This window comes from Dactylosporangium sp. CS-033363 (genome assembly GCF_050942475.1).
Classification (GTDB): domain Bacteria; phylum Actinomycetota; class Actinomycetes; order Mycobacteriales; family Micromonosporaceae; genus Dactylosporangium.
On the sequence record NZ_CP192032.1, the window covers coordinates 1,425,905 to 1,450,553 of the forward strand.

Annotated in this window: 28 protein-coding genes; 18 read left to right on the forward strand and 10 right to left on the reverse strand. The window is 71.3% G+C overall.

Annotated features, from left to right (window positions below):
- Positions 1-927 (reverse strand): Wzz/FepE/Etk N-terminal domain-containing protein, encoded by a 927-nt coding sequence (locus ACQPZ4_RS06570; RefSeq protein WP_433057162.1) that lies wholly within the window; start codon positions 925-927, stop codon positions 1-3.
- Between the two features lie 223 nt (positions 928-1,150).
- Here ACQPZ4_RS06570 and ACQPZ4_RS06575 point away from each other — a divergent pair, with 223 nt between their 5' ends.
- Positions 1,151-1,807 carry a hypothetical protein gene (locus ACQPZ4_RS06575; protein WP_433057164.1) on the forward strand — a complete coding sequence of 219 codons (657 nt, stop codon included), beginning with the start codon at positions 1,151-1,153 and terminating at the stop codon, positions 1,805-1,807.
- Here the strand turns inward: ACQPZ4_RS06575 and ACQPZ4_RS06580 are convergent.
- The gene (locus tag ACQPZ4_RS06580; RefSeq protein ID WP_433057166.1) at positions 1,798-2,409 is read right to left on the reverse strand and encodes an acyltransferase; all 612 of its coding nucleotides are present in this window, start codon (positions 2,407-2,409) and stop codon (positions 1,798-1,800) included. The two genes, ACQPZ4_RS06575 and ACQPZ4_RS06580, sit on opposite strands and share 10 nt — an antisense overlap.
- 306 nt (positions 2,410-2,715) lie before the next feature.
- On the opposite strand from ACQPZ4_RS06580, the gene ACQPZ4_RS06585 reads away from it, so the two are divergent.
- Together ACQPZ4_RS06585 and ACQPZ4_RS06590 are read left to right on the forward strand one after the other, a co-directional pair.
- The gene (locus tag ACQPZ4_RS06585) at positions 2,716-3,831 is read left to right on the forward strand and encodes a glycosyltransferase family 4 protein (RefSeq protein WP_433057168.1); all 1,116 of its coding nucleotides are present in this window, start codon (positions 2,716-2,718) and stop codon (positions 3,829-3,831) included.
- Positions 3,824-4,507 carry a polysaccharide deacetylase family protein gene (locus ACQPZ4_RS06590; protein ID WP_433057170.1) on the forward strand — a complete coding sequence of 228 codons (684 nt, stop codon included), beginning with the start codon at positions 3,824-3,826 and terminating at the stop codon, positions 4,505-4,507. Before ACQPZ4_RS06585 ends, ACQPZ4_RS06590 begins: the two co-directional genes overlap by 8 nt.
- On the opposite strand, the gene ACQPZ4_RS06595 is transcribed toward ACQPZ4_RS06590, so the two are convergent.
- Both ACQPZ4_RS06595 and ACQPZ4_RS06600 read right to left on the reverse strand, forming a co-directional pair.
- Positions 4,491-5,483, reverse strand: a complete 993-nt coding sequence (locus tag ACQPZ4_RS06595) for a glycosyltransferase (protein ID WP_433057172.1) — start codon at positions 5,481-5,483, stop codon at positions 4,491-4,493. The two genes, ACQPZ4_RS06590 and ACQPZ4_RS06595, sit on opposite strands and share 17 nt — an antisense overlap.
- Positions 5,480-6,556, reverse strand: coding sequence for a GNAT family N-acetyltransferase (locus tag ACQPZ4_RS06600; protein ID WP_433057174.1), 1,077 nt, complete (start codon positions 6,554-6,556; stop codon positions 5,480-5,482). The genes ACQPZ4_RS06595 and ACQPZ4_RS06600 overlap by 4 nt, the downstream gene beginning before the upstream one ends.
- Positions 6,557-6,716: 160 nt before the next feature.
- Between ACQPZ4_RS06600 and ACQPZ4_RS06605 the strand changes: the two genes are divergently transcribed.
- Both ACQPZ4_RS06605 and ACQPZ4_RS06610 read left to right on the forward strand, forming a co-directional pair.
- A complete protein-coding gene (locus ACQPZ4_RS06605; RefSeq protein WP_433057176.1) occupies positions 6,717-7,355 on the forward strand; it encodes an L-threonylcarbamoyladenylate synthase in 639 nt (212 codons plus the stop codon).
- Positions 7,355-7,930, forward strand: a complete 576-nt coding sequence (locus ACQPZ4_RS06610; protein ID WP_433057178.1) for a phosphotyrosine protein phosphatase — start codon at positions 7,355-7,357, stop codon at positions 7,928-7,930. Before ACQPZ4_RS06605 ends, ACQPZ4_RS06610 begins: the two co-directional genes overlap by 1 nt.
- Here ACQPZ4_RS06610 and ACQPZ4_RS06615 read toward each other — a convergent pair.
- Positions 7,887-9,374 carry an SDR family oxidoreductase gene (locus tag ACQPZ4_RS06615; RefSeq protein ID WP_433057180.1) on the reverse strand — a complete coding sequence of 496 codons (1,488 nt, stop codon included), beginning with the start codon at positions 9,372-9,374 and terminating at the stop codon, positions 7,887-7,889. The genes ACQPZ4_RS06610 and ACQPZ4_RS06615 overlap by 44 nt on opposite strands.
- Before the next feature lie 43 nt (positions 9,375-9,417).
- On the opposite strand from ACQPZ4_RS06615, the gene glyA reads away from it, so the two are divergent.
- Both glyA and ACQPZ4_RS06625 read left to right on the forward strand, forming a co-directional pair.
- On the forward strand, positions 9,418-10,668 hold the full coding sequence (gene glyA, locus ACQPZ4_RS06620) for a serine hydroxymethyltransferase (RefSeq protein ID WP_433057182.1): 1,251 nt from the start codon (positions 9,418-9,420) through the stop codon (positions 10,666-10,668).
- On the forward strand, positions 10,665-11,057 hold the full coding sequence (locus tag ACQPZ4_RS06625) for a hypothetical protein (protein ID WP_433057184.1): 393 nt from the start codon (positions 10,665-10,667) through the stop codon (positions 11,055-11,057). Before glyA ends, ACQPZ4_RS06625 begins: the two co-directional genes overlap by 4 nt.
- Here the strand turns inward: ACQPZ4_RS06625 and ACQPZ4_RS06630 are convergent, their stop codons facing one another.
- Positions 11,058-11,501 carry a hypothetical protein gene (locus ACQPZ4_RS06630; protein WP_433057186.1) on the reverse strand — a complete coding sequence of 148 codons (444 nt, stop codon included), beginning with the start codon at positions 11,499-11,501 and terminating at the stop codon, positions 11,058-11,060. It lies immediately after the preceding gene.
- Between the two features lie 226 nt (positions 11,502-11,727).
- On the opposite strand from ACQPZ4_RS06630, the gene ACQPZ4_RS06635 reads away from it, so the two are divergent.
- The 10 genes from ACQPZ4_RS06635 to ACQPZ4_RS06680 all read left to right on the forward strand — a co-directional run bounded on the left by ACQPZ4_RS06635 (position 11,728) and on the right by ACQPZ4_RS06680 (position 19,557).
- Positions 11,728-11,943 (forward strand): AtpZ/AtpI family protein, encoded by a 216-nt coding sequence (locus ACQPZ4_RS06635; RefSeq protein ID WP_433057188.1) that lies wholly within the window; start codon positions 11,728-11,730, stop codon positions 11,941-11,943.
- A 16-nt stretch (positions 11,944-11,959) separates the two neighbouring features.
- Positions 11,960-12,757, forward strand: coding sequence for a F0F1 ATP synthase subunit A (gene atpB / locus ACQPZ4_RS06640; RefSeq protein ID WP_433066307.1), 798 nt, complete (start codon positions 11,960-11,962; stop codon positions 12,755-12,757).
- Between the two features lie 115 nt (positions 12,758-12,872).
- Positions 12,873-13,100 carry an ATP synthase F0 subunit C gene (gene atpE / locus ACQPZ4_RS06645; RefSeq protein ID WP_433057190.1) on the forward strand — a complete coding sequence of 76 codons (228 nt, stop codon included), beginning with the start codon at positions 12,873-12,875 and terminating at the stop codon, positions 13,098-13,100.
- Positions 13,101-13,132: 32 nt separating this feature from the next.
- Complete coding sequence (locus ACQPZ4_RS06650; protein ID WP_433057192.1) at positions 13,133-13,684, forward strand: F0F1 ATP synthase subunit B; 552 nt, start codon at positions 13,133-13,135, stop codon at positions 13,682-13,684.
- Entirely contained in the window at positions 13,681-14,502 is an 822-nt protein-coding gene (locus ACQPZ4_RS06655) for a F0F1 ATP synthase subunit delta (protein ID WP_433057194.1), read from the forward strand. Before ACQPZ4_RS06650 ends, ACQPZ4_RS06655 begins: the two co-directional genes overlap by 4 nt.
- Positions 14,503-14,540: 38 nt before the next feature.
- The gene (atpA, locus tag ACQPZ4_RS06660) at positions 14,541-16,178 is read left to right on the forward strand and encodes a F0F1 ATP synthase subunit alpha (protein WP_433057196.1); all 1,638 of its coding nucleotides are present in this window, start codon (positions 14,541-14,543) and stop codon (positions 16,176-16,178) included.
- A gap of 3 nt (positions 16,179-16,181) precedes the next feature.
- Entirely contained in the window at positions 16,182-17,108 is a 927-nt protein-coding gene (locus ACQPZ4_RS06665) for a F0F1 ATP synthase subunit gamma (RefSeq protein WP_433057198.1), read from the forward strand.
- Positions 17,108-18,541, forward strand: coding sequence for a F0F1 ATP synthase subunit beta (gene atpD / locus ACQPZ4_RS06670; protein ID WP_433057200.1), 1,434 nt, complete (start codon positions 17,108-17,110; stop codon positions 18,539-18,541). Before ACQPZ4_RS06665 ends, atpD begins: the two co-directional genes overlap by 1 nt.
- Positions 18,542-18,803: 262 nt before the next feature.
- Entirely contained in the window at positions 18,804-19,085 is a 282-nt protein-coding gene (locus ACQPZ4_RS06675) for a F0F1 ATP synthase subunit epsilon (protein ID WP_433057202.1), read from the forward strand.
- 16 nt (positions 19,086-19,101) lie between these two features.
- Complete coding sequence (locus ACQPZ4_RS06680; RefSeq protein WP_433057204.1) at positions 19,102-19,557, forward strand: DUF2550 domain-containing protein; 456 nt, start codon at positions 19,102-19,104, stop codon at positions 19,555-19,557.
- Between the two features lie 6 nt (positions 19,558-19,563).
- Here ACQPZ4_RS06680 and ACQPZ4_RS06685 read toward each other — a convergent pair whose 3' ends face one another.
- A complete protein-coding gene (locus ACQPZ4_RS06685) occupies positions 19,564-20,139 on the reverse strand; it encodes a cob(I)yrinic acid a,c-diamide adenosyltransferase (RefSeq protein WP_433057206.1) in 576 nt (191 codons plus the stop codon).
- Positions 20,140-20,167: 28 nt separating this feature from the next.
- Between ACQPZ4_RS06685 and murA the strand changes: the two genes are divergently transcribed.
- On the forward strand, positions 20,168-21,451 hold the full coding sequence (gene murA / locus ACQPZ4_RS06690) for a UDP-N-acetylglucosamine 1-carboxyvinyltransferase (RefSeq protein ID WP_433057208.1): 1,284 nt from the start codon (positions 20,168-20,170) through the stop codon (positions 21,449-21,451).
- Here murA and ACQPZ4_RS06695 read toward each other — a convergent pair.
- The 3 genes from ACQPZ4_RS06695 to ACQPZ4_RS06705 are packed head-to-tail and all read right to left on the reverse strand — an operon-like array spanning position 21,436 to position 24,634.
- Positions 21,436-22,137: an HAD family hydrolase gene (locus ACQPZ4_RS06695; RefSeq protein ID WP_433057210.1), complete on the reverse strand. Its 702-nt coding sequence runs from the start codon at positions 22,135-22,137 to the stop codon at positions 21,436-21,438. The genes murA and ACQPZ4_RS06695 overlap by 16 nt on opposite strands.
- 18 nt (positions 22,138-22,155) lie before the next feature.
- Positions 22,156-22,446 (reverse strand): hypothetical protein, encoded by a 291-nt coding sequence (locus ACQPZ4_RS06700; RefSeq protein ID WP_433057212.1) that lies wholly within the window; start codon positions 22,444-22,446, stop codon positions 22,156-22,158.
- Between the two features lie 49 nt (positions 22,447-22,495).
- Positions 22,496-24,634 (reverse strand): ATP-binding protein, encoded by a 2,139-nt coding sequence (locus tag ACQPZ4_RS06705; protein WP_433057214.1) that lies wholly within the window; start codon positions 24,632-24,634, stop codon positions 22,496-22,498.
- Positions 24,635-24,649 lie beyond the last annotated feature (15 nt).

The following is a 24,649-nucleotide window of genomic DNA, read 5'->3' on the forward strand; positions in this document are numbered from 1 at the left end:
TCAGCGGGAGCCCCGGCGCCCGTTGGCCGAGCCCTTGTCGCCGGTGGGCTTGACGGGCATCTTGAGCACGACCGTCTGGTCGGTCTCCTCGACCCGCTCGATCAGCTCGGTCTTGCCGCCCTTGTCCATGTCCAGCACGACCGTCGAGTCGAGCGGCACCTCCGACCACACGACCTGAATCGGGGCGGGGCGCGAGGACGGCGGCGACAGCGTGGCCACGGAGGCGGAGGCCGAGGCGGGCAGCGCCGGGCGGGCCACGCGGTCGGGCTCGGTCAGGGTGCCCGTGCTCGACTTCGGCTCCCCGGACTGGCGGCGGGCCTTGTTGCGGCTCACGCTCTCCATGATGAAGGTCACCAGCAGCGTCAGCGCGATCATGCCGCCGGTCGCGGCCAGCACGATCTCGATCTTCTTCTTGGCCTTCGCCTCCGGCGTCTGCGGCGGGACGATCTCGGTCATCCGGATCATGTCCTGCGTCTTGACGCCGTTCTGCTGCTGGATCGAGGTCAGCCGCTCGTTGGCGAACCTGGCCAGCGTGGCCGTGGAGCGCAGCACGTGGGCCTTGTCGGAGCCGGTGACCGTGAAGGTCAGGAACGGGCCCTGGGCGCCGTCGGCCAGCGCGACCGTGTACTTCTCCGTGACGCCCTGGCGCTTGAGCTCCTCCACCGCGTCGGTGGACTGCAGGCTGCGGCCGAGGAAGTCGGCGGTCGCGATCAGTGAAGAGTCGAACGTCATGAAGGGGTTGTCGTTGCCCTTGGTGGCAATCTCCGTCTTCATGGACGAGCTCAGCAGGCTCACCGTCGTGTACGACTCGTAACTGTTCGGCACCACGAAGAACGCGGTCACGCCCAGTCCCAGTGCCAACACGAACATCGGCACGACGACCAGCCAGCGCTTGCGAAGTACCCGAAGGATCTCGCCGAGGTCCATGGCCCCTCCAAGTCCCTTCAGGACGCGTGGTGATGGGCGCAGTGGCCCCGAAGTCAAGACATGGGGTGGCGTCCCGCGCTCGCCCACACGCTATACGGCCCGTAGGCGCGTCGGCCACCCCACGATGAGTCGGGTTCTGTGCTCCTTGGCGCGCCGGGTCGCCATCATGTCACCATTGGCCGCACTTGGGTAGCGTTCGTGAGTCGCAGGAGGTGTCCGGGACGTGTACTTCAACGACATCCTCCGCGCGCTGGGCCGGCGGTGGCCGTTCGTGGTCCTGGGCTTCTTCCTGACCGCAGCGCTCGGATACCAGGCCGCCCACGTCGCCCCGACCTACCTGGCGTCGGAGATTCTCGTGGTGAAGTACCCGATTTCGGAGGATTCGCCCAACCCGCTGACCGGGCTGAACCCGTCCATCGCGGTCACCGCCGCGGCCGTCGCGACGAGCCTGCAGACTCCGGACTACGCGGAGGAGTTCCGCCGGGCCGGGGTGACGGGCAAGTACTCCTTCGAACCGCGCAACACCGGCACCAACCAGGAACCGCGCTACGTCATCGCGTCGCTGGCGGTCACCAACACCACCGACAGCGAGCAGGGCAGCCTGCGGGCGCTGGACATCCTGCGCGAGGCGTTCGTCGACAAGCTCACCGAGCTGCAGGACCGCTGGAACGTGCGGCAGGACCTGCGCTTCATCGTCGCGACGCTGGTGCCGGCGAGCACGACCGAGCTGTCCTACTCGTCCCAGCGCGCCCTGATCGGCTCGGCGCTGCTGGGCGGGCTGGGCACGCTCGCGGTGCCGCTGTGGATCGACGAGATCCTCCAGCGGCGCCGCCGCGGGAAGGGCGCGCCCGAACCGGCGCCGGAGCCCGCTCAGGCCTGAGCCTCGGCCAGCCGTCCGTCCGCCTCGACGTACTCCACCCCGGTCTGCGGGCACACGAAGCGCCCGTCGTCCTTGGCCTCCAGGCGCACCCCGGCCCGGCCGACCCAGCCGATGCGGCGGGCGGGCACCCCGGCCACGAGCGCGAAGTCGGGCACGTCGTGCACGACCACGGCCCCGGCCGCGACGAGCGCCCAGCGCCCGATCGTCACCGGCGCCACGCACACCGCACGGGCCCCGACGGCGGCGCCGTCGCCGATGACCACGCCGACCGCCTCCCAGTCCTCGCCCGTCTTGAGCCGGCCCTCGGGTGTGACCGCGCGCGGGTAGGTGTCGTTGGTCAGCACCGCCGCCGGGCCGAGGAAGACCCCGTCGCCCAGCACCGCCGGCTCGTAGGCCAGGGCGTAGTTCTGCAGCTTCACGTTGTCGCCCAGGCGCACGCCGGGGCCCACGTAGGCGCCGCGGCCGATGATGCAGTCGCGGCCGAGCCGGGCCTCCTCGCGGATCTGGGCCAGGTGCCACACGGTCGTCCCGGCGCCGATCTCGGCCCGCTCGTCGACGTCCGCGCTGTCCATCACCCGGACCGGCTTCGCGTTCTCGTCCATCAGGCCACCCTCGAATTCGGGAAATGGGGCATGGTACCGCCCGCGCCTTTCCGGCGGAGGTAAACATTCGATGGCGAGGGAGCGATGTAAGAAACGCGACACCTCGGCACCTGACCGGCCCATTGCCTTCGCCGTACGAGTCCGAAAGCGTACAGCCGTATTCTCATGTCTCAACGGCGGAACGAGGCGATCCGAATCATGGCAAGCGCGCGGCCACAGATCGCCATTCTCGTGGCCAATCTGCCCGCGGAGCGTGACCGTCGCGTCATCCGCGAATGTCTGAGTCTCGAAGCGAATGGTTTCGACGTGACCGTGATCGCCCCGAAGGGCGACCCGGCGCTGAAGATCCTGCCGGGCAGCCGGGGCACGCGCCTCAAGCCGTATCCGGTCAAGGTGTACGGCAGCGGCGTGGTCACCTTCGCGGTCGAGTTCGTGTGGTCGTTCCTGTGCATCGCGTGGCGGCTCCTGGGCGAGGTCCTCGCCGGGCGGGCGCACGCCGTGCAGGTCTGCAACCCGCCGGACATCTACTGGCCGCTGGCCCTGGTGTTCCGCGCGATGGGCCGGCCGTGGGTGTTCGACCACCACGACCTGTGCCCCGAGATCTACGCCACCCGCTCGGGGGCGCCCGTCGGCGCGGTGTACAAGACGCTCGTCGCCATGGAGTGGCTCACGCTGCGCACGGCGACCGCGGTCTTCGCCACCAACGAGTCGTACCGCGGCAACGCGCTCGCCCGCGGCGTGAAGCCGGAGAAGGTGACCGTGGTGCGCAACGGCCCGAGCGCCACCGAGATCAAGCCGGTCGACCCGGCCTCGGCGGCGGAGGCGCAGGACGAGCACACGATCGTCTACCTCGGCGTGCTCGGCCCGCAGGACAACGTGGAGGGTGCGGTCCTGGCCGCCGACGAGCTGACCCGGCTGCGCCCGCGCAACGACTGGCGGATGGTCATCGCCGGCGACGGCGAGAGCCTGCCCGCGCTGACCAAGCTCGCGGCCGACCGCGGGCTCGGCGGTGTGGTCGAGTTCACCGGCTGGCTCGAGGGCCCGGCGATCGACGCGCTGCTGCGCAGGGCGACCGTGGCCATCCAGCCCGACCTGCCGACGCGGATGAACAACCTCTCGACGATGGCCAAGACGGTGGAGTACCTCGGGCGCGGGGTCCCGGTCGTCGCGGCCGACCTCATCGAGACGCGGCGCAGCGCGGGGGAGGCGGCGGAGTACGTCGAGCACGGCACCGCGCACGAGTACGCGACGGCCATCAACGGGCTGCTCGACGACCCGGCCGGGCGGCAGAAGATGCGCGCGATCGGGCTGGCCCGCTTCGCCGACGAGCTGTCCTGGGAGCACCAGAGCCGCGCGTACGTCGCGGTGTGGAACCGGCTGCTGGCCAAGCGGCTGCGCCGGAGCGTGGCCGCGCATGGCTGAGGAAGTCCTGAACGTCCTGTTCCACGGGATCGGCAAGCCGGAGCGGGAGCTCGAGCCGGGCGAGGACGTCTACTGGGTCGACGAGGACACGTTCCTGCGCGTCCTGGACGACCTGGTGGCGGCCGAGGCGGCGGGCGCCCTCCCGGCGCTGCGGCTCAGCTTCGACGACAGCAACACCTCGGACCTCACGATCGGCCTGCCCGCGCTGCTGGAGCGCGGGCTGACCGCCGACTTCTTCGTGCTGGCCGGGCGGCTGCGCTCGGCCGGCAGCCTCGACGCGGACGCGGTGCGCGAGCTGCGGGACAAGGGCATGGGCATCGGCACCCACGGCATGCACCACCACCCGTGGCGCGGCCTGGGCGACGCCGCCCGCCGGGACGAGTTCGTGCACGCCCGCGAGCGGCTCGCCGAGGTGGTCGGGGCGCCGGTCGACCGGGCCGCGTGCCCGCTGGGCCAGTACGACCGCTCGACGCTCACGGAGCTGCGCGGGCTCGGCTACACCGAGGTGTTCACCAGCGACCGCCGCTACGCCCGCCGGGGCCGCTGGCTGCAGCCCCGGTTCAGCATCCGCAACGGCGACACCGTCGAGTCGTTCCGGGCCCAGATCGCGGCCAGCCGCACGCCGGCCCGGAGGACCCGCAACGCGCTGGCCGGGACGGTCAAGCGCCTTCGGTGACCACCGGGGCCGGCGGCAGTTCGCCCGGAGCCGGTTTCGAGGCCGCCGGGTGTACCGTCCAGGGCCCCGGCGTCTCCCGCAGCCGCGCGGGGCTGAGCAGGGCCCGGGTGGCCAGGCGGCTCTGCGGCTTGCCCGTCACGGCGCGGCTCATCTCGCGCACCAGCAGCACGGACCAGTAGGCGCCCGCGCTCACGGCCGAGTGCCGCCGCCGGTACAGCCGGACGCGGTTCGTCGTGAGCAGCGCCCACAGCCGCGGCGAGACCCGCGAGTCGCCCTCCAGGTGCACCGCCCGGGCCGCCGGGTTGTAGCGGGTGGCGAAGCCGGCGTCGCGGGCGCGCAGGGCGAAGTCGGTCTCCTCGGAGTAGAGGAAGTACGACTCGTCCCAGGGCGCGCACCGCTGCCAGCACTCGGCGCTGATGAGCAGCGTGGAGCCCTCGGCCCAGTCGGCCACGTTCTCCCGCTCGTACTCCCGCTCGTCGGTGACGACCTCGCCGAGCACCGGAATCTTGCCGGCCCGGCGGGCGCCCATGACGGCGTCGCCGAGGATGCGCGGGACGGACGGCTCGCGGCGCAGGGTCGGGATGAGCGTGCCGTCGCCGTTCTCCAGGCGCGGCACGGCCAGCCCGGTGCCGGGCGTGCGCAGCGTCTCCAGGAGCGTGCCGATGCAGCCCTTCTCGAGCCGCACGTCCGGGTTCAGCACCAGGATGGCGGTGTGCGGACGGGCCGCCGCCACCGCCGCGTTGATGCCCGCCGCGTAGCCCGCGTTGCGGTTCATCTGCACGACGGTCGCTTCGGGCGCGAGGGTTTTGAGGGCTTCGACGGTACCGTCGGCGCTCGCATTGTCGGCGACCGTCAGGTGCCACGCGACGCCGTCCAGCCCGGGCCCGAGCGACGCCAGCAGGTCCGGCAGCAGCCGCTCGCTGTTGTACGTCACCACGACGACCGCGACGGACTCCACATTGTCCTCCAGCATCATCGGCCGGCCAGCCGGGACTTCACCATGCGCAGCACCTTGCCGGTGCGGCCGCTGCGCAGGGCGTCGCCGACCTTGCCGGACTTCACGGACCGGGTCAGCGCCTCCTGCGCCTTGCGCGCCGAGGTGACCGACCAGGACCGGCCGACCCGGCCCGCGGCCACCGGCAGCTCGCTGTTGCGCAGCCGGTCCTTGTACTGCGCGTGCGACTTGCCCAGGTCGATGTGGCCGATGCCGTCCTTGGCCCCGGCCTCGGCCATGCGCAGGCAGAGCAGGATGCCGGCCGAGTACTTGTGCAGGTCGGTGTCGTAGGAGGGGAACCAGTAGGCGAGCACCGACTCGCTGCGCAGGCCGAGGTGGGCCGCGACCGGCCGGTCGCCCGCGTAGACGGTGGAGACGACGGCCCGGCAGCCCGGCGCGCCCGAGGTCATCAGGTCGTCGATGACGTCGCGGATCCACGGGGTGTTGAATCGGTCGTACTGCTGGGTCCGCTTGTACTGCGCCGACTTCCACTCCCGCAGCGCGTCGAACGCGGCCGGGCTCTCGTCCTGCCACTCGAAGCGCTCCTCGCCGAGGTCGCGCACCATGCCCCGCTGCTTGCGGTTGGCCTGGCGGACCACGTCGCCGGCCTTCATCCGGTCGGCCAGGTAGTCCTCGTAGCCGCCGGCCAGGTCCATGATCGGCGAACCGGTGGTTTCCGTGTGATACGGGGCGAACGGCGCCTGATCGCCCATCAGGTGGTCGAACTCCCAGACGGGCAGGCCGCACGCGCGCAGCAGCGCGATCGGGTCCCAGTCCAGGCCCTGGGCGTGCACCAGCCCCTGGCAGTCGGAGATGCCGTAGCCGATCGGCACGCCGATGACCCGCCGGCGCACCTCGTAGGGGAAGAAGCCGACGATCTCCTGGCCGTCCTCCAGCACCGCGACCCGCGCGGCGGGCCGCACCCGGGCCACCGCCAGCGTGAACTCGGGGGAGAGGAACGGGCTGTTCAGGCCCGGTTCGGCCTGCTGGAGGGCGCGCCATCGGCCGAGCTCCGCCGGGCCGAGCTCAGGCGCACGGACCACCGAGATCTTCACCAGTGTCTTCTCCCAACATCGCTTCGCGCGGCGCGTCGTCCGGGGCGCGTCCATCCTGCCGGTCCGGCGCGCGATGCCGAAACCGTCTCAGGTGTCGGCTATGCGCACCGGACGGCCACCGTTCGCCGTCATTGGACGGGTGGCAGACTAGCGTCTCGTGATGCTCTACGACTGCAGCGTGCTCGCCGAGCGCGAGCGCGGGATTGCCGCCGCGATCGAGGCCGTCGGCCGCGGGGACCTCGTCGTCATGCCGACCGACACCGTGTACGGCATCGGCGCGGACGCGTTCAAGACCTGGTCGGTCACCGCGCTCAACAACGCCAAGGGCCGCACGACGCCGGTCCCGGTGCTGGTCGGGTCCCGGCACACGCTCGACGGGCTGGTGTTCGGCCTGCCCCAGGCCGCCCGCGACCTGGTCGACGCGTTCTGGCCGGGCGCGCTGACCATCGTGGTCGAGCACGCCCCGAGCCTGCAGTGGGACCTGGGCAGCAACGACGGTACCGTCGCGGTCCGCATGCCCCTGCACCCCATCGCGCTCGAGGTGCTGCGCGAGACCGGCCCGATGGCCGTCTCCTCGGCCAACAAGCACGGGCAGCCGCCGGCCGAGACCGCCGCCGAGGCGCGCGACCAGCTCGGCTACTCGGTCAGCGTGTACCTCGAGGGCGGCCCCTGCCCCGAGCCGGTGGCCAGCACGATCATCTCCGTCGTCGGCGGCGAGCACCGGGTGCTGCGCGCGGGCGCGATCCCGCTGGAGAAGCTGCGCGAGGTCGTCCCCGACCTCATCGCCATCGAGGGCTGATGGCGCCGTTCAGCGTCCTGTGCGTCTGCATGGGCAACATCTGCCGGTCGCCGATGGCCGAGCGGCTGCTCGTGGCGGACGCGCTGGCGCTCGGGGGCGAGGCGGACGAGCTGTACGTGCACGGCGCCGGGACCGGCGGCTGGCACGCGGGCGAGCCGATGGACGCGCAGGCGGCCAGGCAGGTGCTGGCCCGGGGCGGGACGGTCGACGGGTTCAAGGCCCGCAGGCTGCTGGGCGAGCACGTCGACGGGTCCGACCTGGTGCTCACCGCGACGGTCGAGCAGGTCGAGTTCGTGGCCGCGCTGCGCCCGGACGCGGCCGCGCGCACGTTCGTCTTCGGCGAGTTCGGGCGGCTGATCCGCGACGTGCGGCTGCCGGAGGGGCTGACCGACGTGTACGAGCGCGGGGTGGCCCTGGTCGAGGCGGCCGACCGCGCCCGGGCGGGGGCGGCGGCGCTGGCCTCGGACGAGCTGGACGACCCGTGGGGCCGCGCGGACGCGTACTTCAGCCGGGTCGCCGACGAGATCCACGCTACGACGCTGCCGCTCGCGCGGGCGCTGTTCGCGGCTCGCTGACGGCCGCGCGGGCGATGTTGCGGGCCATCCGGCCGAACACCAGCCCGTGCAGCGGGGCGACCGAGCGCCAGTAGGCGTGCCCGGCCAGCCCGCGCGGGACGAACACGAGGACCTGCTCGTAGACGGTGCGGTCGTCCTCGTCGACGGCGGCCCGCAGCTCCAGCCACGCGCGCCCGGGCAGCTTCATCTCCGCCCGCAGCCGCAGCAGCTCGCCCGGGACGATCTCCTCGACCCGCCAGAAGTCGACGGCCTCCCCGGCGTACAGCCGGTGCTGGTCCCGCCGCCCCTTGCGCTGCCCGGCCCCGCCGAAGAGCCGGTCGACGCCGCCGCGCAGGGCCCAGGCCAGGCGGGAGGAGTGCCAGCCGCGCTCCCCGCCGATCGACTCGATGACCCGCCAGAGCTGCTCCGGGGTGGCGTCGGTGTAGTGCGCCCGCTCGTCGCGGTAGGCGCTGCCGCCGGACCAGGCCGGGTCGCTCGGGAGCGGGTCGCTCGGGGCGCCGTGCGCCGTCGCGCCCGACCAGCGGGTCTCCACGCCGGCGTCGCGGATGCGCCGCAGCGCGAGCGCGACGGCGGCGTCGAAGCCGGTGAGGCCGTCGTGCGGGTCGGGAACGTACTGCCCGATGTCGTGCTCGGTGCAGACCGCCTCGTGGATCAGGCTGTCCACGAGCGGCCGGGCGATCCGGTTCGGCACCGGGGTGACCAGGCCGACCCAGTACGAGGACAGCCGCGGCGACAGGGCGCGCACCGGGACCAGGAGCCGGCGGGGTAGGCGGGCGATCCGGGCGTACCGCTGCATCAGCTCGGCGTAGGTGAGCACGTCCGGCCCGCCGATGTCGAAGGCCCGGTTGACCGGCGGCGGGAAGACCGTGGCGGCGGCGACGAGGTAGCGCAGGACGTCGCGGATCGCGATCGGCTGGATGCGGTTGCGGACCCACTTCGGCGTGACCATGGCGGGCAGGCGCTCGGTGAGGTACCGCAGCATCTCGAACGACGCCGACCCCGAGCCGATGATGACGGCGGCCCGGAACACCGTCGCCGGCACCGCACAGCGCAGGAAGATGTCGCCGACCTCCGCGCGGGAGCGCAGGTGCGCGGAGGCCCGTCCGGGCGGGAGCGGGCCGCCGAGGTACACGATCCGCTCCACCCCGGCCCGCTCGCACGCGATCGCGAAGTTGAGCGCGCTGAGCCGGTCGAGGTCCTCGAAGGCCTCCTGGCCGAGGGCGTGCACGAGGTAGTAGGCCACCTCCACGCCCTCCATCGCGGCGGCCAGGCCCTCGTCCTGCGCGACGTCACCCTCCGCGACGTCGACCCGCGCCGCCCAGGGCACGTCGCGCAGCCGCCGGGCGTCCCGGGTCAGGCAGCGCACCTCGTGCCCGGCCGCCAGCAGGCGCGGCACCAGGCGGCCGCCGACGTATCCGGTCGCGCCGGTCACCAGACATCGCATGACTTCATGCTTACCCTGCGCAATCGGCCCCTAGACTCATTTCATGGGCGACACGTACTGGGGGCCCGACTTCGACGCGCTGCGGGGCACCGACCCCGAGATCGCCGACGTCGTCCTCGACGAGCTCGCACGCCTGCGCGGCGGGCTCCAGCTGATCGCAAGCGAGAACCTCACCTCGCCGGCCGTGCTCGCGGTGCTCGGCTCGACGCTCACCAACAAGTACGCCGAGGGCTACCCGGGCCGGCGCTACTACGGCGGCTGCGCGGAGGTCGACCGGGCCGAGGCCCTGGGCATCGAGCGCGCCAAGGCCCTCTTCGGCGCCGAGCACGCCAACCTCCAGCCGCACAGCGGGGCGGGCGCCAACCTGGCCGCGTACGCCGCGCTGCTGATGCCCGGCGACACGGTGCTTGCCATGGAGCTGCCGCACGGCGGGCACCTGACCCACGGCAGCAAGGTCAACTTCTCCGGCAAGTGGTTCGAGACGGTGGGCTACCCGGTGCGCAAGGAGGACGAGCTCATCGACTACGACGAGGTCCGCGACCTCGCGCTGGCCCACCGGCCGAAGCTGATCATCTGCGGCGCCACCGCGTACCCCCGCCTGATCGACTTCGCCCGCTTCCGCGAGATCGCCGACGAGGTCGGGGCGTACCTCATGGTCGACGCGGCCCACTTCATCGGCCTGGTCGCGGGCGGGGCGATCCCGTCGCCGGTGCCCTTCGCCGACGTCGTGTGCGCGACCACGCACAAGGTGCTGCGCGGCCCCCGCGGCGGCATGATCCTGTGCCGGGAGCGGCTGGCCCAGCGCATCGACAAGGCGGTGTTCCCGTTCACCCAGGGCGGCCCGCTCATGCACGCGGTCGCGGCCAAGGCGGTCGCGCTCAGGGAGGCGGCCCAGCCCGCGTACGCCGACTACGCCCGCCAGGTGGTGGCCAACGCGCGGGCGCTCGCCGCGGCGCTGGAGGGGGAGGGCATGCGCCCCGTCTCCGGCGGCACCGACACCCACCTGGCCCTCATCGACCTGCGCGGGCTGCAGATCACCGGCCGCGACGCGGAGGAGCGCTGCGACGCCAGCGGCATCACGCTGAACAAGAATGCCATCCCCTACGACCCGGAGAAGCCGATGACCGCCTCCGGCATCCGGGTCGGCACCGCGTCGGTCACCACGCAGGGCATGCAGGAGCCGGAGATGCTGGAGATCGCGGCGCTCATCTCGGCCGCGGTGCGCGGCAAGGCGGTGGGCGACCAGGTGCGGGAGCTCACCGCGGCGTTCCCCGCGTATCCTTCGTCTCGATGATGAAGCGGCTGAACCACCTCCCCGCCCAGTTCCTCGCGATGGCGATCGTGCTGGTCGTGACCGTGCCGATCGCGCTGTGGCGGGACGGCTGGACGGGCGTGGCCGGCGACGCGGCCGGGGTCGCGCTGGTCACCGTGAGCTACGTGGTCTCCAGCCTGGTCATCGCCTGGACCGACCTGAAGGCCCGGCACCTGCTGCTGCCGGTGGCGATGGCGACCTACGTCATCAAGTTCACGTTCATCGGCCTGGCCATGTGGGCGGCCCTGAACACGGAGTGGGCCGGGCTGCCCTGGATGGGCGTCGCGGTGATCGTGGCCGTCATCGCCTGGATGACCGCGCACGCGGTCTGGGTGTGGCGGGCCAAGATCCCCTACGTCGAGATCCAGTAGTCAGCGGCAGGGATTGCGGCGCTCGGCCCCGAGCGCCGCGCCGGTTCGGCCGCCGTTCACCGACCATTCCGCCGCTGTTCGATATGTGCCCGGCTGGCAGGCCGCGGTGACCTGACGGGTCCGCCGGTCCGCGGGCACGGAGCGCAATGTCTCGCCCTTGGTCGCGGCAAAGGACTGCTCAGCGACCGTTTTCCATCCCGCATCGGTACTGCGCTGCAGCCGGACCGTCAGCGCCAGGCGATCCGGGCCGGGTGAGTCGCAGTGGTACTGCGCGCCGGCGATCAGGTTTCCATCACGCAGCGTCACACGCTGTGGTGATATGGAGCACAGCGTCCCCGTGATCCCGCCCACGGGACGGGGTGTCTGGTCGCGGCCGGTCTTCGTCACCACGACGGCCGCGAGGATGAGCAGGAATGCGATGACGGCGTTGCGCAAGGTCACCACCCAGCCACGGAAGGTTATGCTGAGCTCTCAGCTAACCCTCAGGGGGTGACCGTGCGCAACATTCACTCACGCGTCAGTCGTGTAGATGACCCTCCGCGACGGCTATGAGTAGTAGCGTTGACGTCCGCCGGTTGATGGCCCCGGCCCGATGAGCGAACCCCCGCGCGAGAAGCACGCGGGGGTCGATGCACGGGTGCTCCCGGCAGGCTGATATGGTCCTCGCGTCATGGCGAGTAACCAGACACCCAAGCAGTCCGGTTCGGAAGGCGCCAACACGGGTTGGGCCGCCGTCGGATACCTCATCTCGGGCATCGCCGTATGGGGATTCGTCGGCTGGCTCGTCGATCGTTGGCTCGGCTGGGACGGATACGCAACCGGAGCGGGATGCGTGATGGGCGCCGCCCTCGGCATCTACCTCGTGGTCAAGAAGCTGGGCGCTTGAGGCCCCAGGTGCAGACATATACATCGAGAGGAACGTGGTGAGCGGTCAGGTTCTGGCGGAGGTGCCCTTCCCGCCCAGCGTGGACGACATCTACCCGCCCGCGCTGTTCGGCGGTCCGGAGTGGCTTACCAAGTTCAGCCTGTTCCTCTGGCTGGCGGCCGCGATCGTGATCGTCTTCTTCCTGATCGCCTACCGCAGCCCGAAGATCGTGCCGACGAAGGGCCAGTGGCTCGCCGAGAGCATCTACGGGTTCGTGCGCGAGGGCGTGGCCAAGGACGTCATCGGCCACCACGGCCTCAAGTTCGCGCCCTACCTGGCCAGCCTGTTCCTGTTCATCCTGGTCGGCAACGTCTTCTCGATCGTGCCGTTCATCCAGGTCTCGCCGATGGCCCACATCGCCTTCCCGCTGATGCTGGCGCTGTGCACCTACTTCCTGTACCTGTACCAGGGCTTCAAGAAGCACGGGTTCGTCGGCTATCTCAAGCACGCGACCGTCCTGCCCGCCCCGTGGTTCATGCAGCCCCTGCTGCTGCCCATCGAGGCCCTGCAGACGTTCATCCTGCAGCCGCTCACGCTGGCGCTGCGACTCTTCGCCAACATGTTCGCCGGCCACATGCTGCTGCTGGTGTTCACGCTCGGCGGCTTCGCACTGCTCAACGCGGACAGCCTGTTCCTCAAGCCGATCTCGGTGGTCTCCTGGGTGATGACGATCCTGCTCACGTTCTTCGAGCTGCTGATCGCCGCCCTGCAGGCCTACGTGTTCACGCTGCTGACGGCGAACTACCTCGCCGGCACCCTGGCCGACGAGCACTGAGCCGTCCCGATACTTCGTTTCAACCCCCGCTTCGGTCTTCGAAAGCGTTGTTGCTCCACCTTTTTCAGTTGTCCCGCGTGAAAGAAGTCACGCGAGATCCCAGGAGGATTCACACATGGCTGCTCTGGCAGAGATCACCGGTTCGATGGCCGCGGTCGGTTACGGCCTCGCCGCGATCGGCCCTGGCATCGGCGTCGGCATCGTCTTCGCGTCGTACATCCAGTCGACCGCGCGTCAGCCCGAGTCGGCCGGCCTGACCCGTACCTACATGTTCCTCGGCTTCGCCGTGGTCGAGGCGCTGGCCCTGCTGGGTATCGCCTTCGGCTTCGTGTTCGGCAAGTAACCTCCCCCTTCGATCTAGCCGGGAGGTTTCCCATGCTGATTTACGCAGCAGAAGGCGAGCACAACCCGATCATCCCGATCTGGCAGGAGATCGTCGTCGGCCTGATCGCCTTCGGCATCCTCTGCTTCGTGCTCATGAAGTTCGTCTTCCCGCGCATGGAGGAGACCTTCCGCGCCCGGGTCGACGCGATCGAGGGCGGCATCAAGCGCGCCGAGGAGGCGCAGGCCGAGGCGAACCAGCTGCTCCAGCAGTACAAGGAGCAGCTCGCCGAGGCCCGCACCGAGGCGGCCCGCATCCGGGACGAGGCGCGCGCCGACGCGACGGGCATCCGCGAGGACATCCTCGCCAAGGCCCGCGAGGAGAGCGACCGCATCATCGCGGCGGGCCGCGAGGCCCTGCAGACCGAGCGGCAGACCATCGTCCGCCAGCTGCGCGCCGAGATCGGCTCGCTCGCGGTCGACCTGGCCGGTCGCATCGTCGGTGAGTCCCTCGAGGAGGAGGCCCGCCGCCGTGGCACGGTCGAGCGGTTCCTCGAGGAGATCGGCGACGGCGACGCGGCGGCCGGTGCCGCCGGGCGGCGTTGATGGAAAACATCAACAAGGAGGCCTACGGGGCCGCGGCCGACAAGCTCGCCGAGTTCTCGGCGAGCGCTGACGTCGCCGCGATCTCGACGGTCGCCGACGAGATCCTCGCGGTCGCGGACCTGCTGCGGCGCGAGCCGCGGCTGCGCCGGGCGCTGGCCGACCCCGCCCGCCAGGGCGCGGACCGGTCCGAGCTGATCACCTCGCTGCTGTCGGGCAAGGTCGGCGGCCAGACCGTCGAGCTGCTCGCCGCGCTGGTCGCCGGGCGCTGGTCCGGGCCGGGCGCGCTGCTCGACGGCGTCGAGCAGCTCGGCGTCGAGGCCCTGCTCTCCGCGGCCGACCGCGGCGGGGACCTGGCCGACGTGGAGGACGAGCTCTTCCGCTTCAGCCAGATCGTCTCTGGCGACGTCCGCCTCGCGGGTGCGCTGGGCGACTCGACCGCCCCGGCCGCGGCCCGCACGGAGCTGGTCGCGAGCCTGCTCGAGGGCAAGTCCAAGCCGGCCACGCTGAGCCTGGCGCGGCTGGCGGTCGCCGGCTTCGGCGGCCGCGGCTACGACAGCTCGCTGACCCGCCTGGTCGAGCTGGCCGCCGCGAAGCGGGACCGGTCGGTGGCCTACGTCACCACCGCCGTCGCGCTGACCGACGCCGAGGAGCAGCGGCTCGCCGGCCGTCTGGCCGAGCTGTACGGTCGGAACGTATCCATCAAGGTGGACGTCGACCCGCGCATCATCGGAGGCGTGCGGGTCAAGGTCGGTTCCGACCTGTACGACGGCACGGTCGCCCGGCGTCTCGCCGAGGCGAAGACGGCGCTCTCGAAGTAATTACCCCGAAGCTTGATACTCCAGATAGAAGGTTGAGGATGGCCGAGCTGACCATCTCCTCGGACGACATTCGGGGCGCACTCGAGCGCTACGTCTCGTCCGTCGACGCAAAGGTCTCCCGCGAGGAGGTCGGCGTCGTTTCGTACGCCGGCGACGGTATCGCCCAGGTCGAGGGCCTTCCCTCGACGATGGCCAACGAACTGCTCGAGTTCGAGGACGGCACGCTCGGCGTCTCGCTCAACCTCGACGTCCGCGAGATCGGCGTCGTCGTCCTCGGCAAGTTCGAGGGCATCGAGGAGGGCCAGCAGGTCAAGCGGACCGGCCGGGTGCTCTCGGTCCCGGTCGGCGACGCCTTCCTGGGCCGCGTGGTCAACCCGCTGGGCCAGCCCATCGACGACCGCGGCGAGATCCCGAACGAGGGCTTCCGCGAGCTCGAGCTGCAGGCCCCGAACGTCATGGCCCGCCAGCCCGTCAAGGAGCCGCTGCAGACCGGCATCAAGGCGATCGACGCCATGACCGCCATCGGCCGCGGCCAGCGCCAGCTGATCATCGGCGACCGCAAGACCGGCAAGACCACGGTCGCGCTCGACACGATCATCAACCAGCGCGACAACTGGAAGTCGGGCGACCCGAAGCGGCAGGTGCGCTGCATCTACGTCGCCATCGGTCAGAAGGCGACCACCATCGCCGCGATCAAGGGCACCCTCGAAGAGCAGGGCGCGATGGAGTACACCACCATCGTGGCCTCCCCGGCGGACGACCCGGCCGGCTTCAAGTACCTCGCCCCCTACACCGGCTCGTCCATCGGGCAGCACTGGATGTACGGCGGCAAGCACGTCCTGATCGTGTTCGACGACCTCACCAAGCAGGCCGAGGCGTACCGCGCCGTGTCGCTGCTCCTGCGCCGCCCGCCGGGCCGCGAGGCGTACCCGGGCGACGTCTTCTACTTGCACTCGCGGCTGCTCGAGCGCTGCGCGAAGCTGTCCGAGGAGCTCGGCGGCGGCTCGATGACCGGTCTGCCGATCATCGAGACCAAGGCCAACGACATCTCGGCCTACATCCCGACCAACGTCATCTCGATCACCGACGGCCAGGTCTTCCTCGAGTCCGACCTGTTCAACCAGGGTGTGCGGCCGGCCATCAACGTCGGCACGTCGGTCTCCCGGGTGGGTGGCTCGGCCCAGGTCAAGGGCATGAAGGACGTCGCCGGCCGGCTGCGGCTGGACCTGGCGCAGTACCGCGAGCTCGAGGCGTTCTCCGCGTTCGCCTCGGACCTGGACAAGGCCTCCCGCGCCCAGCTGGACAAGGGTGCCCGCCTGGTCGAGCTGCTCAAGCAGCCGCAGTACTCGCCGTTCTCGGTCGAGGAGGAGATCGTCTCCGTGTGGGCCGGCACCACCGGCCAGCTGGACTCGATCGCCGTCGGCGACATCCGCCGCTTCGAGACCGAGTTCCTGCAGCACCTGCACTCCAGCCACAAGGAGCTGCTGGACGCGATCGCTTCGAGCAAGAAGCTCGAGCAGTCGACGATCGAGGGCCTGACCAAGGCCATCGACAACTTCAAGCAGGTCTTCTCGGGCAAGGGCGACGAGGTCACGGTGAACGACGCGCCGGCCAAGGCCCTCGAGGGGGAGCAGAAGCGCGAGACCGTGACCCGCCAGGTCCGGAAGTCGGGCTGACGCATGGCCGGTCAGGTACAGGCACTGCGCCGTCGGATCCGTACGGTCAAGTCGACCAAGAAGATCACGAAGGCGCAGGAGCTGGTCGCCACCAGCCGCATCGGCAAGGCGCAGGAGCGGGTCGCCGCCTCCCTGCCCTATGCCCAGGCGATCACGGACGTGCTGACGGCGCTGGCGAGCAACACCAACGTCGATCACCCGCTGCTGGTGCCGCGGGCCCAGGTGCGCCGCTCCGGCGTGCTGATCGTGACCAGCGACCGTGGCCTCTGCGGCGGGTACAACGCCAACGCCCTGCGCACCGCCGAGCAGCTGATCACCCGGCTGCGCCAGGACGGCAAGCAGGTCGCGCTGTACGTCGCCGGCCGCAAGGGCGTCGCGTACTACCGGTTCCGCGGCCGTGAGATCGCGGGCAGCTGGACGGGCTTCTCCGAGCAGCCGCGGTACGAGAACGCGGCCGACATCGGCGAGACGCTGATCCAGGCGTTCGTCAACGGGGCCGACGACTCGGTCGACGGCCCCGGCCCCGACGGCGTCCTCGGCATCGACGAGCTGTTCATGGTCCACACGGAGTTCCGCTCGCTGATGACCCAGACCCCGGTGGCGCGCATCGTCGCGCCCATGGAGGTCGAGGAGACCGAGGTCAGCGGCCCGCTGCCGGCGTACGAGTTCGAGCCGGACGCGGAGCAGCTGCTCGAGGCCCTGCTGCCGAAGTACATCAACACGCGGATCTTCGCGGCGTTGCTGGAGTCGGCGGCCAGTGAGTCGGCCGCCCGCCGGCGCGCCATGAAGAGCGCCTCCGACAACGCCGACGACCTGCTCAAGCGGTACACCCGCGAGATGAACTCCGCGCGGCAGGCGGCAATCACCCAGGAAATCAGCGAGATCGTCGGCGGCGCCAACGCGCTGGCGGCGGCGGGAAGAGACGTGTGATGACTGCACCCACAGACACCAAGACCGCGGTCGGCCGCGTGGTCCGGGTCATCGGCCCGGTCGTCGACGCCGAATTCCCGCGCGACGGCATGCCCGACATCTACAACGCGCTCCACGTCGACGTGACCCTCTCCGAGGGCACCAAGACGCTGACGCTCGAGGTCGCGCAGCACCTCGGCGACAACATGGTGCGCGCCATCTCCATGCAGCCCACCGACGGCCTCATCCGGGGCACCGAGGTGCGCGACACCGGCGCCGGCATCTCGGTGCCGGTCGGCGACGTGACCAAGGGCCACGTGTTCAACGCCCTCGGCCAGGTCCTCAACGCCGACGAGTCGACGCTGGAGATCAAGGACCGCTGGGAGATCCACCGCCCGGCCCCGAAGTTCGCCGAGCTCGAGCCGAAGACCGAGATGCTGGAGACCGGCATCAAGGTGCTCGACCTGCTCGCGCCGTACGTGCGCGGTGGCAAGATCGGCCTGTTCGGCGGCGCCGGCGTGGGCAAGACGGTGCTCATCCAGGAGATGATCACCCGTGTCGCCCGCAACTTCGGCGGTACGTCGGTGTTCGCCGGCGTGGGTGAGCGCACCCGCGAGGGCAACGACCTCATCCTGGAGATGGACGAGGGTGGCGTTCTGGACAAGACCGCGCTGGTCTTCGGCCAGATGGACGAGCCGCCGGGCACCCGCCTGCGGGTCGCCCTCTCGGCGCTGACCATGGCGGAGTACTTCCGTGACGTCCAGAACCAGGAGGTGCTGCTCTTCATCGACAACATCTTCCGGTTCACCCAGGCCGGTTCCGAGGTGTCGACGCTGCTCGGCCGCATGCCGAGCGCCGTGGGTTACCAGCCCACCCTGGCCGACGAGATGGGCCTCCTGCAGGAGCGCATCACCTCCGTCCGGGGCAAGGCCATCACCTCGCTCCAGGCGATCTACGTGCCCGCCGACGACTACACCGACCCGGCGCCGGCCACCACGTTCGCCCACCTGGACGCGACGACCAACCTCGAGCGGTCGATCTCGGACAAGGGCATCTACCCGGCCGTCGACCCGCTGGCGTCCTCCTCGCGCATCCTCGCGCCGGAGTTCGTCGGCGTCGAGCACTACACGGTCGCCCGCGAGGTGCAGCGGATCCTGCAGAAGTACAAGGACCTGCAGGACATCATCGCCATCCTCGGCATGGACGAGCTGTCCGAAGAGGACAAGGTCACGGTCAACCGGGCCCGGCGCATCGAGCGGTTCCTGTCGCAGAACACCTACGCCGCCGAGCAGTTCACCGGCGTCGCGGGCTCGACGGTGCCGCTCAAGGAGACCATCGAGTCGTTCAAGAAGATCTCCGAGGGTGAGTACGACCACTTCCCCGAGCAGGCGTTCTTCATGTGCGGCGGCCTCGAGGACCTCGAGAAGAAGGCCCACGAGCTGATGAAGGACTGACGACTTTCGTCGGTCTTTCGGAAGGGCGCGTCGCTCAGGGTGACGCGCCCTTCCTTCATTACGAACACTTGAAATTTTCGGCAAACTCGCTTCACGAGGCGGTGACGTGCGTCACGCTCTGAAGTGATCGGGCCGAGGTCGCGCGCGAGCCGTTATCGGGCCGTTCACCAGGTGTGCCAACGTGGTGAGGCCCACTGCTCGACACGGCCGATCATTGACTAGACTCCACCAAACCGAATCGCGCACACGAGGAGTAACTAGCGTGGCGAGGCAGCTGCACGTCGAGCTCGTAGCCGTCGAGGAGAAAGTGTGGTCCGGCGACGCGGACATGGTCATCGCGCGCACCACTGAGGGTGAGCTCGGTGTGCTGTACGGCCACGAGCAGCTGCTCGGTCAGCTCGCCGAGGAGGGCCAGGTGCGCATTAAGCAGGGCGGCCGGGAACTCGCGTACGACGTGGCCGGCGGGTTCATCTCCGTCACCGGCACCGGCGTGACGGTCCTCGCCGAGAGCTGCACCCCCGCCTCCTCCTCCGCAGCCCACTGACGACCGGGCGGCGCAGGTGAGGATCGTCGAGTACATCGGTATCGCGGTCCTGATCCTGCTCGTCGCCCTGGCGCTGCTGTTCCTGCGCCGGCTCGTGATCGCCCGGCAGGGTGGCACCATCGAGCTCGGGGTTCGCCTCAGCACGATGGTCCCCGGCCGCGGCTGGTCCGCCGGTCTCGCCCGCTTCTCGGGCGACGAACTGCGGTGGTACCGCATCTTCAGCTACTGGCCGGGCCCGCGTCGCGTGATCTCACGGCGCGGGCTCGTCGTCGAGCGCCGCCGCGCGCCGGACGCGGCCGAGCTGCTGGTCCTCGCGCCCGACTGGGTGATCGTGCGCTGCGTGAACCGCCAGGCCCCGGTCGAGATCGCGATGGCCGAGCGGGCGCTGACCGGCTTCCTGTCCTGGGTCGAGGCGGCGCCGCCGGGGGATCCGACCCCGGAGACGCGCCCCTACCGCTACAAGGCCGGTTGAGCCCGTTTACTGCCGCCGGCCGCCGGGCACCCACTTCACGTCGCCGCCCGGGTTGGCCGTGCGGCAGAGGATGAACAGCAAATCGGACAGGCGGTTGAGGTACTGCAGCGCGACCTCGTTGGTGCGGGCCTCATCGGCCTCCCAGAGCGCCCACCCGCTGCGCTCCGCCCGCCGGGCCACGGTCCGGGCCACGTGCAGCAGCGCGGCGCCCGGCGTCCCGCCCGGCAGGATGAACGAGTCCAGCTTCGGCAGCTCGGCATTGAATTCGTCACACCACTGCTCGAGCCGCTCGACCTGCTCGGCGGTGACGCGCAGCGGCGGGTGCGGCGGGTCCGCGGTCACCGGATTGCACAGGTCCGCACCCACATCGAACAGATCATTCTGTACGGCCCGCAGCACCGTCGCGATCCGCTCGTCCAGCGCACCCAGCGCCAGCGCGACCCCGACGGCCGCATTGGCCTCGTCGACGTCGGCGTATGCGACCAGGCGCGGATCCGTCTTCGAGACCCGCGAGAAATCGCCCAATCCAGTCGTACCGGTGTCGCCGGTCTTCGTGTAGATCCGCGTGAGGTGAATGGCCATGGTTTTCACGGTACGGAATCCCCCTACGATGACGGACGTGGACGTGATCCGTGTTGTGGGCGGGGCCAGGCTCTCCGGTGACGTATCCGTGGTCGGGGCGAAGAACTCGGCGCTCAAACTGATGGCGGCGGCGCTGCTGGCGACCGGCCGCAGCGTGCTGACCAACGTGCCGCGCATCACCGACATCGCCATCATGGCCGAGGTCCTGCGCCGGCTCGGCTGCGACGTCGAGCAGGACGAGGACCGCGTCGTCATCGACGTGCCCGAGGAGCTCGGCACCGAGGCCGACTACGACCTCGTGCGCCGGCTGCGGGCCTCGATCTGCGTGCTCGGCCCGCTGCTGGCCCGCCGCGGCCACGTGCGCGTCGCCCACCCCGGCGGCGACGCCATCGGCTCCCGCGGCCTCGACATGCACGTCGAGGGCCTGCGCCGGATGGGTGCGGACATCTCCGGCGAGCACGGCTTCGTCATCGCCACCGCCCCCAAGCTGCACGGCGCCACGATCTGGCTCGACTTCCCCAGCGTCGGCGCCACCGAGAACCTGCTGATGGCGGCGGTCCTGGCCAACGGCCGCACCGAGATCGACAACGCGGCCCGCGAGCCCGAGATCGTCGACATCTGCCGCATGCTGACCGACATGGGCGCCGACATCCAGGGCGCCGGCTCCTCCCGCCTCGTCGTGCAGGGCGTGCCGGAGCTGCGCCCGGTCGAGCACCGCACCGTCGGCGACCGCATCGTCGCCGGCACCTGGGCCTTCGCCGCCGCCATGACCCGCGGCGACGTGACCGTGCACGGCATCGACCCGGCGTTCCTGGAGATCGCCCTGGACAAGGTGGTGACCGCGGGCGGCGACGTGACCACGGCGCCCGACTCCTTCCGCGTGGTCATGCCGGCCCGCCCGAAGGCCGTCGACGTGGTCACCCTCCCGTTCCCGGGCTTCGCGACCGACCTGCTGCCGATGGCGGTCGGCCTGGCCGCGGTCTCGGAGGGCTCGTCGCTGGTGACCGAGAACATCTTCGACGGCCGTTTCATGTTCATCAACGAGATGTCCCGCCTGGGCGCCGACATCCGCACCGACGGCCACCATGCGGTCGTGCGCGGCAAGGACCGCCTCTCGGGCGCCCCGGTGACCGCGACCGACATCCGCGCGGGCGCGGGCCTGGCCATCGCGGGCCTGTGCGCCGACGGCGTGACGGAGATCCGGCACGTGCATCACATCGACCGGGGGTACCCGAGCTTCGAGTCCGACCTGCGCAACCTGGGCGTGCAGGTGGAGCGCTCGGTCGCCCCGCCGGATCAGTTCGACTTCTGATCTCCCAGTAACGCAGGCAGTTCTGCGAGCGACCCGATCGCTGGGACGCCGGTGTTCTCGACTCGGCCGCCGCGGTTGAGCCAGACGCCGCGCATCCCGGCGCGGGTGGCGGCGACCGCATCGGTCTCCAGCCGGTCGCCGACGTAGACGACCCGGTCCGGCGCCAGTCCCAGGCGCTGGGCGGCGTGGTGGAAGATGCGCGCGTCGGGCTTGGCCGCACCGACCTCGCTGGAGGCGACGACCTCGGTGAGGATCGCGGCCAGCCCGGTGCGGCGGAGCTTGTGGCGCTGCTGGTCGGCGTCGCCGTTGGTGATGACGCCGAGCCGGTGTCCGGCCCGGGTGAGGGCCTCCAGCGCGGGCCTGACGTCGCCGTAGGGGCGCCAGGCGGCCTCGTAGCGGCCGAGATAGCCGGCGAACCAGCGGTCGGCCGCCGCGTCGTCCCAGGCGCCGAAGCCCAGTTCGGCCGCGAGCCCCGCCGCGCGGACGCGGCGCTGCTCGGCGAAGGTCAGCTCCCCGGCGAAGTAGCGCGCCATGGCTGCGGTTTCGAGCTCCCGCCAGGCTCGCCGGGCCCGCGCCCGCGCGGGCGCGTCGAGGCCGGGCAGCGAGCGGTCGAGCGCCTCCGCCGCGGCGGCCTCGTGGTCGATGAGCGTGCCGTCGAGGTCGAACAGGACTGCGGGCAGGGGCACGCGGGGGAGCGTAGCGGGTCAGGAGCTGATGAGGCGGCGGGCGCGGTCGAGTTCGTCGGCGAAGACCAGGATGCGGACCATGCCGTCGGGGCCGGTGGCCAGGGTGGCGCGGACGCCGTTGTGGCGGAGGCGGTCGCGTACGTCGCGGGCGAAGGACAGGTCGCCGACCATCGAGACCGTGCGCAGGAGGCCGTAGTCGGGCCGCGGGGCGGGGGTGGGGCGGGCCGAGCTGCCGTACTTCAGCAGGCGGATGATGAGCAGCAGGGCGGCCAGCACGCCGGCCGAGGCGGCCCATCCCGCGAGGTACATGAGGGGCACCTTCACAGTCTGCCACCACGTGATCACGTGGCGGAGCGCGTTAGGCGTACTCGTGGACGTCCGCGGCGGCGGGGACGAGCGGGACCGCGGCCGGGATGGTGAAGCTGAAGCGGCTGCCGCCGCCGGGGTTGTCGGTGACGGTGATGGTGCCGCCGTGGCGGTCCACGATGCGGCGGCAGATGGCCAGGCCGAGGCCCGTGCCGCCGTAGGACTGGCCGGCGTGGGCGCGGTGGAAGGACTCGAAGACGTGGGGCTTGTCGGCGTCGGGGATGCCGATGCCGCGGTCGGCGACCTCGACGCGGATCCAGCCCGGGGCGGCCGGGTGGGCGCTGATGTCGATCTTCGGGGTGCGGCCGGGGTGGACGTACTTCAGCGCGTTGCCGACGAGGTTGTCCAGCACGTGGCGCAGCATGGCGGGGTCGGCGACGACGCGCGGGAGCGTGCCGACGTACAGGTCGGGCTGGACCCGCAGGTGGCCGACGCGCTCGGCGACCACGTCGGTGACGAGGAGGGCCAGGTCGACCTCGGTCGTCTTGAGGGCGGCGTCGCGCGCGGTCACGTACGCGAGCAGGTCGTCGATCAGGCGGCGCATCCGCACGACGCCCGCGCCGACGCGCTCCAGGCTCTCGACGGCGTGCTCGGGGCGGTCCGGCAGGGCGTCGCGGCCCATCTCCGCGTGGGCGCCGATGACGGTGAGCGGGTTCTTGAGGTCGTGCGCGACGATGCCGGCGAACGCGGCCAGGTCGGCCTCGCGCTCCCGCGCCTCGGTGATGTCGTGGAACACGGCGATCGCGGCGCGCTGGCCGTCCACCTCCAGCGGGCGGCCGCTCACGGACAGCAGGACGCCCTCGGGGCGGTCGGGGTCGCGGACCAGCATCTCGACGTTGTCGGTGGCGACGCCCGCGAGGGCGCGCACGATCGGCTGCTCGTCGGTCGGGAACGGGGTGGTGCCGTCGGGGCGGAAGATGCCCGAGTCCTGGGCGGCGTCGCCGAGCATGGCCTGCGCGGCCGGGTTGTGGACCAGGAACTCGCCGGTCTCGTCGACCACCCCGACGCCGTCGCTGATCCGCTCCAGGATGCCGTTGAGCAGCGCGACCTGGTTGTCGGCGACGCGCTGGGCGGCGCGCAGCCCGGCGGTGGCGGTCACCACCCGCTCCTCGGCCCGCCCCCGCGCGCCCGCCAGCGCCCACAGCATCGCGCACACGAGCAGCGTCAGGAGGGTGCCGCCCAGCCCGACGAACAGTGGCAGGATCGGCGCCGAGCCGCCCATCCGGGCCGAGTCGACCGAGACCACCAGCTGCCACTCCCGGTTGGCGATCGGCACGGGTGTCACGCGGCGCCGGTCGGGATGGTGCCCGGCCTGGTGCAGGCGGGCGACGCGGCTCTCCTGGCCGCCGCCGTTGCGCGCCCAGAGCTCGGCGTCGGCCTGGCCCTGGGTCGCGCGGTTGAGCACCCGGCCGATGAAGTCCTGGCCGCGCAGGCCGAGCACGACCCAGCCCTTGAACTCGCGGCGGCCGTCCGGGGTCGGGTCGCCGTACGCGGGCGAGGCGAGCAGGAACGACAGCTGCTGCTGGTCGGCCGGCAGGTTGCGGTCGCGCAGCAGGACGTACGTGTCGGACACCGCGGTCTCGCCCGACCGGCGCGACTCCCACAGCGCCGTGGTCGGTTCGGCCACCTGCGACAGGTCGGTGCCGGCCGGGAGCGTGGGCGTGTCGTCCAGCGGGCGGGTGAAGATGGTGAAGAGGTGCTCGCGGCCGGTGCCCTGCGGCTTGAGCTCCAGGTCGGGGACGCCGCGGCGGCGCCAGTAGTCCTGGACCGCCGGGACCTGGGCGTCGTCGGCCGCGACCAGGAAGACCAGCGAGGTCCCGCCGACCAGCCCGGCCTGGCGCAGCGGGGCGGTGGTGGCGGCGAAGTCGTCGTACGTGAGCTCGTTGTGCGAGCCGACGGCGGCCGCGACGGTGCGCAGCGTGTCGAGGTACCGGTGCACCTCCGACCCGACGGACGCGTCGGACAGGTCGGCCGCGCGGTCGAGGACGGCCTGCGCGCGCTCCTGCTGGCCCTGGTGGATGGCGTGGGCGGCCTGCCAGGAGGCGCCGAGGCCGAGCGCGAGCACGACCGCGATCGCCAGCGCCCCGGCCCAGCCGACCTGGCGGACCGCCTTGCCGAGCCGACCCGTCACCCAACGCTGATCGGC

Bases quoted from the DNA above. Each gene is read 5' to 3' on its own strand.
- atpE (WP_433057190.1), top strand. From the start codon at position 12,873: ATGGCTGCTCTGGCAGAGATCACCGGTTCGATGGCCGCGGTCGGTTAC.
- murA (WP_433057208.1), top strand. From the start codon at position 20,168: ATGACGGACGTGGACGTGATCCGTGTTGTGGGCGGGGCCAGGCTCTCC.
- ACQPZ4_RS06615 (WP_433057180.1), bottom strand. From the start codon at position 9,374: ATGCGATGTCTGGTGACCGGCGCGACCGGATACGTCGGCGGCCGCCTG.
- ACQPZ4_RS06590 (WP_433057170.1), top strand. From the start codon at position 3,824: ATGGCTGAGGAAGTCCTGAACGTCCTGTTCCACGGGATCGGCAAGCCG.
- atpD (WP_433057200.1), top strand. From the start codon at position 17,108: ATGACTGCACCCACAGACACCAAGACCGCGGTCGGCCGCGTGGTCCGG.
- ACQPZ4_RS06580 (WP_433057166.1), bottom strand. From the start codon at position 2,409: ATGGACGAGAACGCGAAGCCGGTCCGGGTGATGGACAGCGCGGACGTC.
- ACQPZ4_RS06595 (WP_433057172.1), bottom strand. From the start codon at position 5,483: ATGATGCTGGAGGACAATGTGGAGTCCGTCGCGGTCGTCGTGGTGACG.
- ACQPZ4_RS06635 (WP_433057188.1), top strand. From the start codon at position 11,728: ATGGCGAGTAACCAGACACCCAAGCAGTCCGGTTCGGAAGGCGCCAAC.
- ACQPZ4_RS06605 (WP_433057176.1), top strand. From the start codon at position 6,717: ATGCTCTACGACTGCAGCGTGCTCGCCGAGCGCGAGCGCGGGATTGCC.
- ACQPZ4_RS06700 (WP_433057212.1), bottom strand. From the start codon at position 22,446: ATGTACCTCGCGGGATGGGCCGCCTCGGCCGGCGTGCTGGCCGCCCTG.
- atpA (WP_433057196.1), top strand. From the start codon at position 14,541: ATGGCCGAGCTGACCATCTCCTCGGACGACATTCGGGGCGCACTCGAG.
- ACQPZ4_RS06650 (WP_433057192.1), top strand. From the start codon at position 13,133: ATGCTGATTTACGCAGCAGAAGGCGAGCACAACCCGATCATCCCGATC.
- ACQPZ4_RS06610 (WP_433057178.1), top strand. From the start codon at position 7,355: ATGGCGCCGTTCAGCGTCCTGTGCGTCTGCATGGGCAACATCTGCCGG.
- glyA (WP_433057182.1), top strand. From the start codon at position 9,418: ATGGGCGACACGTACTGGGGGCCCGACTTCGACGCGCTGCGGGGCACC.
- ACQPZ4_RS06570 (WP_433057162.1), bottom strand. From the start codon at position 927: ATGGACCTCGGCGAGATCCTTCGGGTACTTCGCAAGCGCTGGCTGGTC.
- ACQPZ4_RS06665 (WP_433057198.1), top strand. From the start codon at position 16,182: ATGGCCGGTCAGGTACAGGCACTGCGCCGTCGGATCCGTACGGTCAAG.
- ACQPZ4_RS06625 (WP_433057184.1), top strand. From the start codon at position 10,665: ATGATGAAGCGGCTGAACCACCTCCCCGCCCAGTTCCTCGCGATGGCG.
- ACQPZ4_RS06685 (WP_433057206.1), bottom strand. From the start codon at position 20,139: ATGGCCATTCACCTCACGCGGATCTACACGAAGACCGGCGACACCGGT.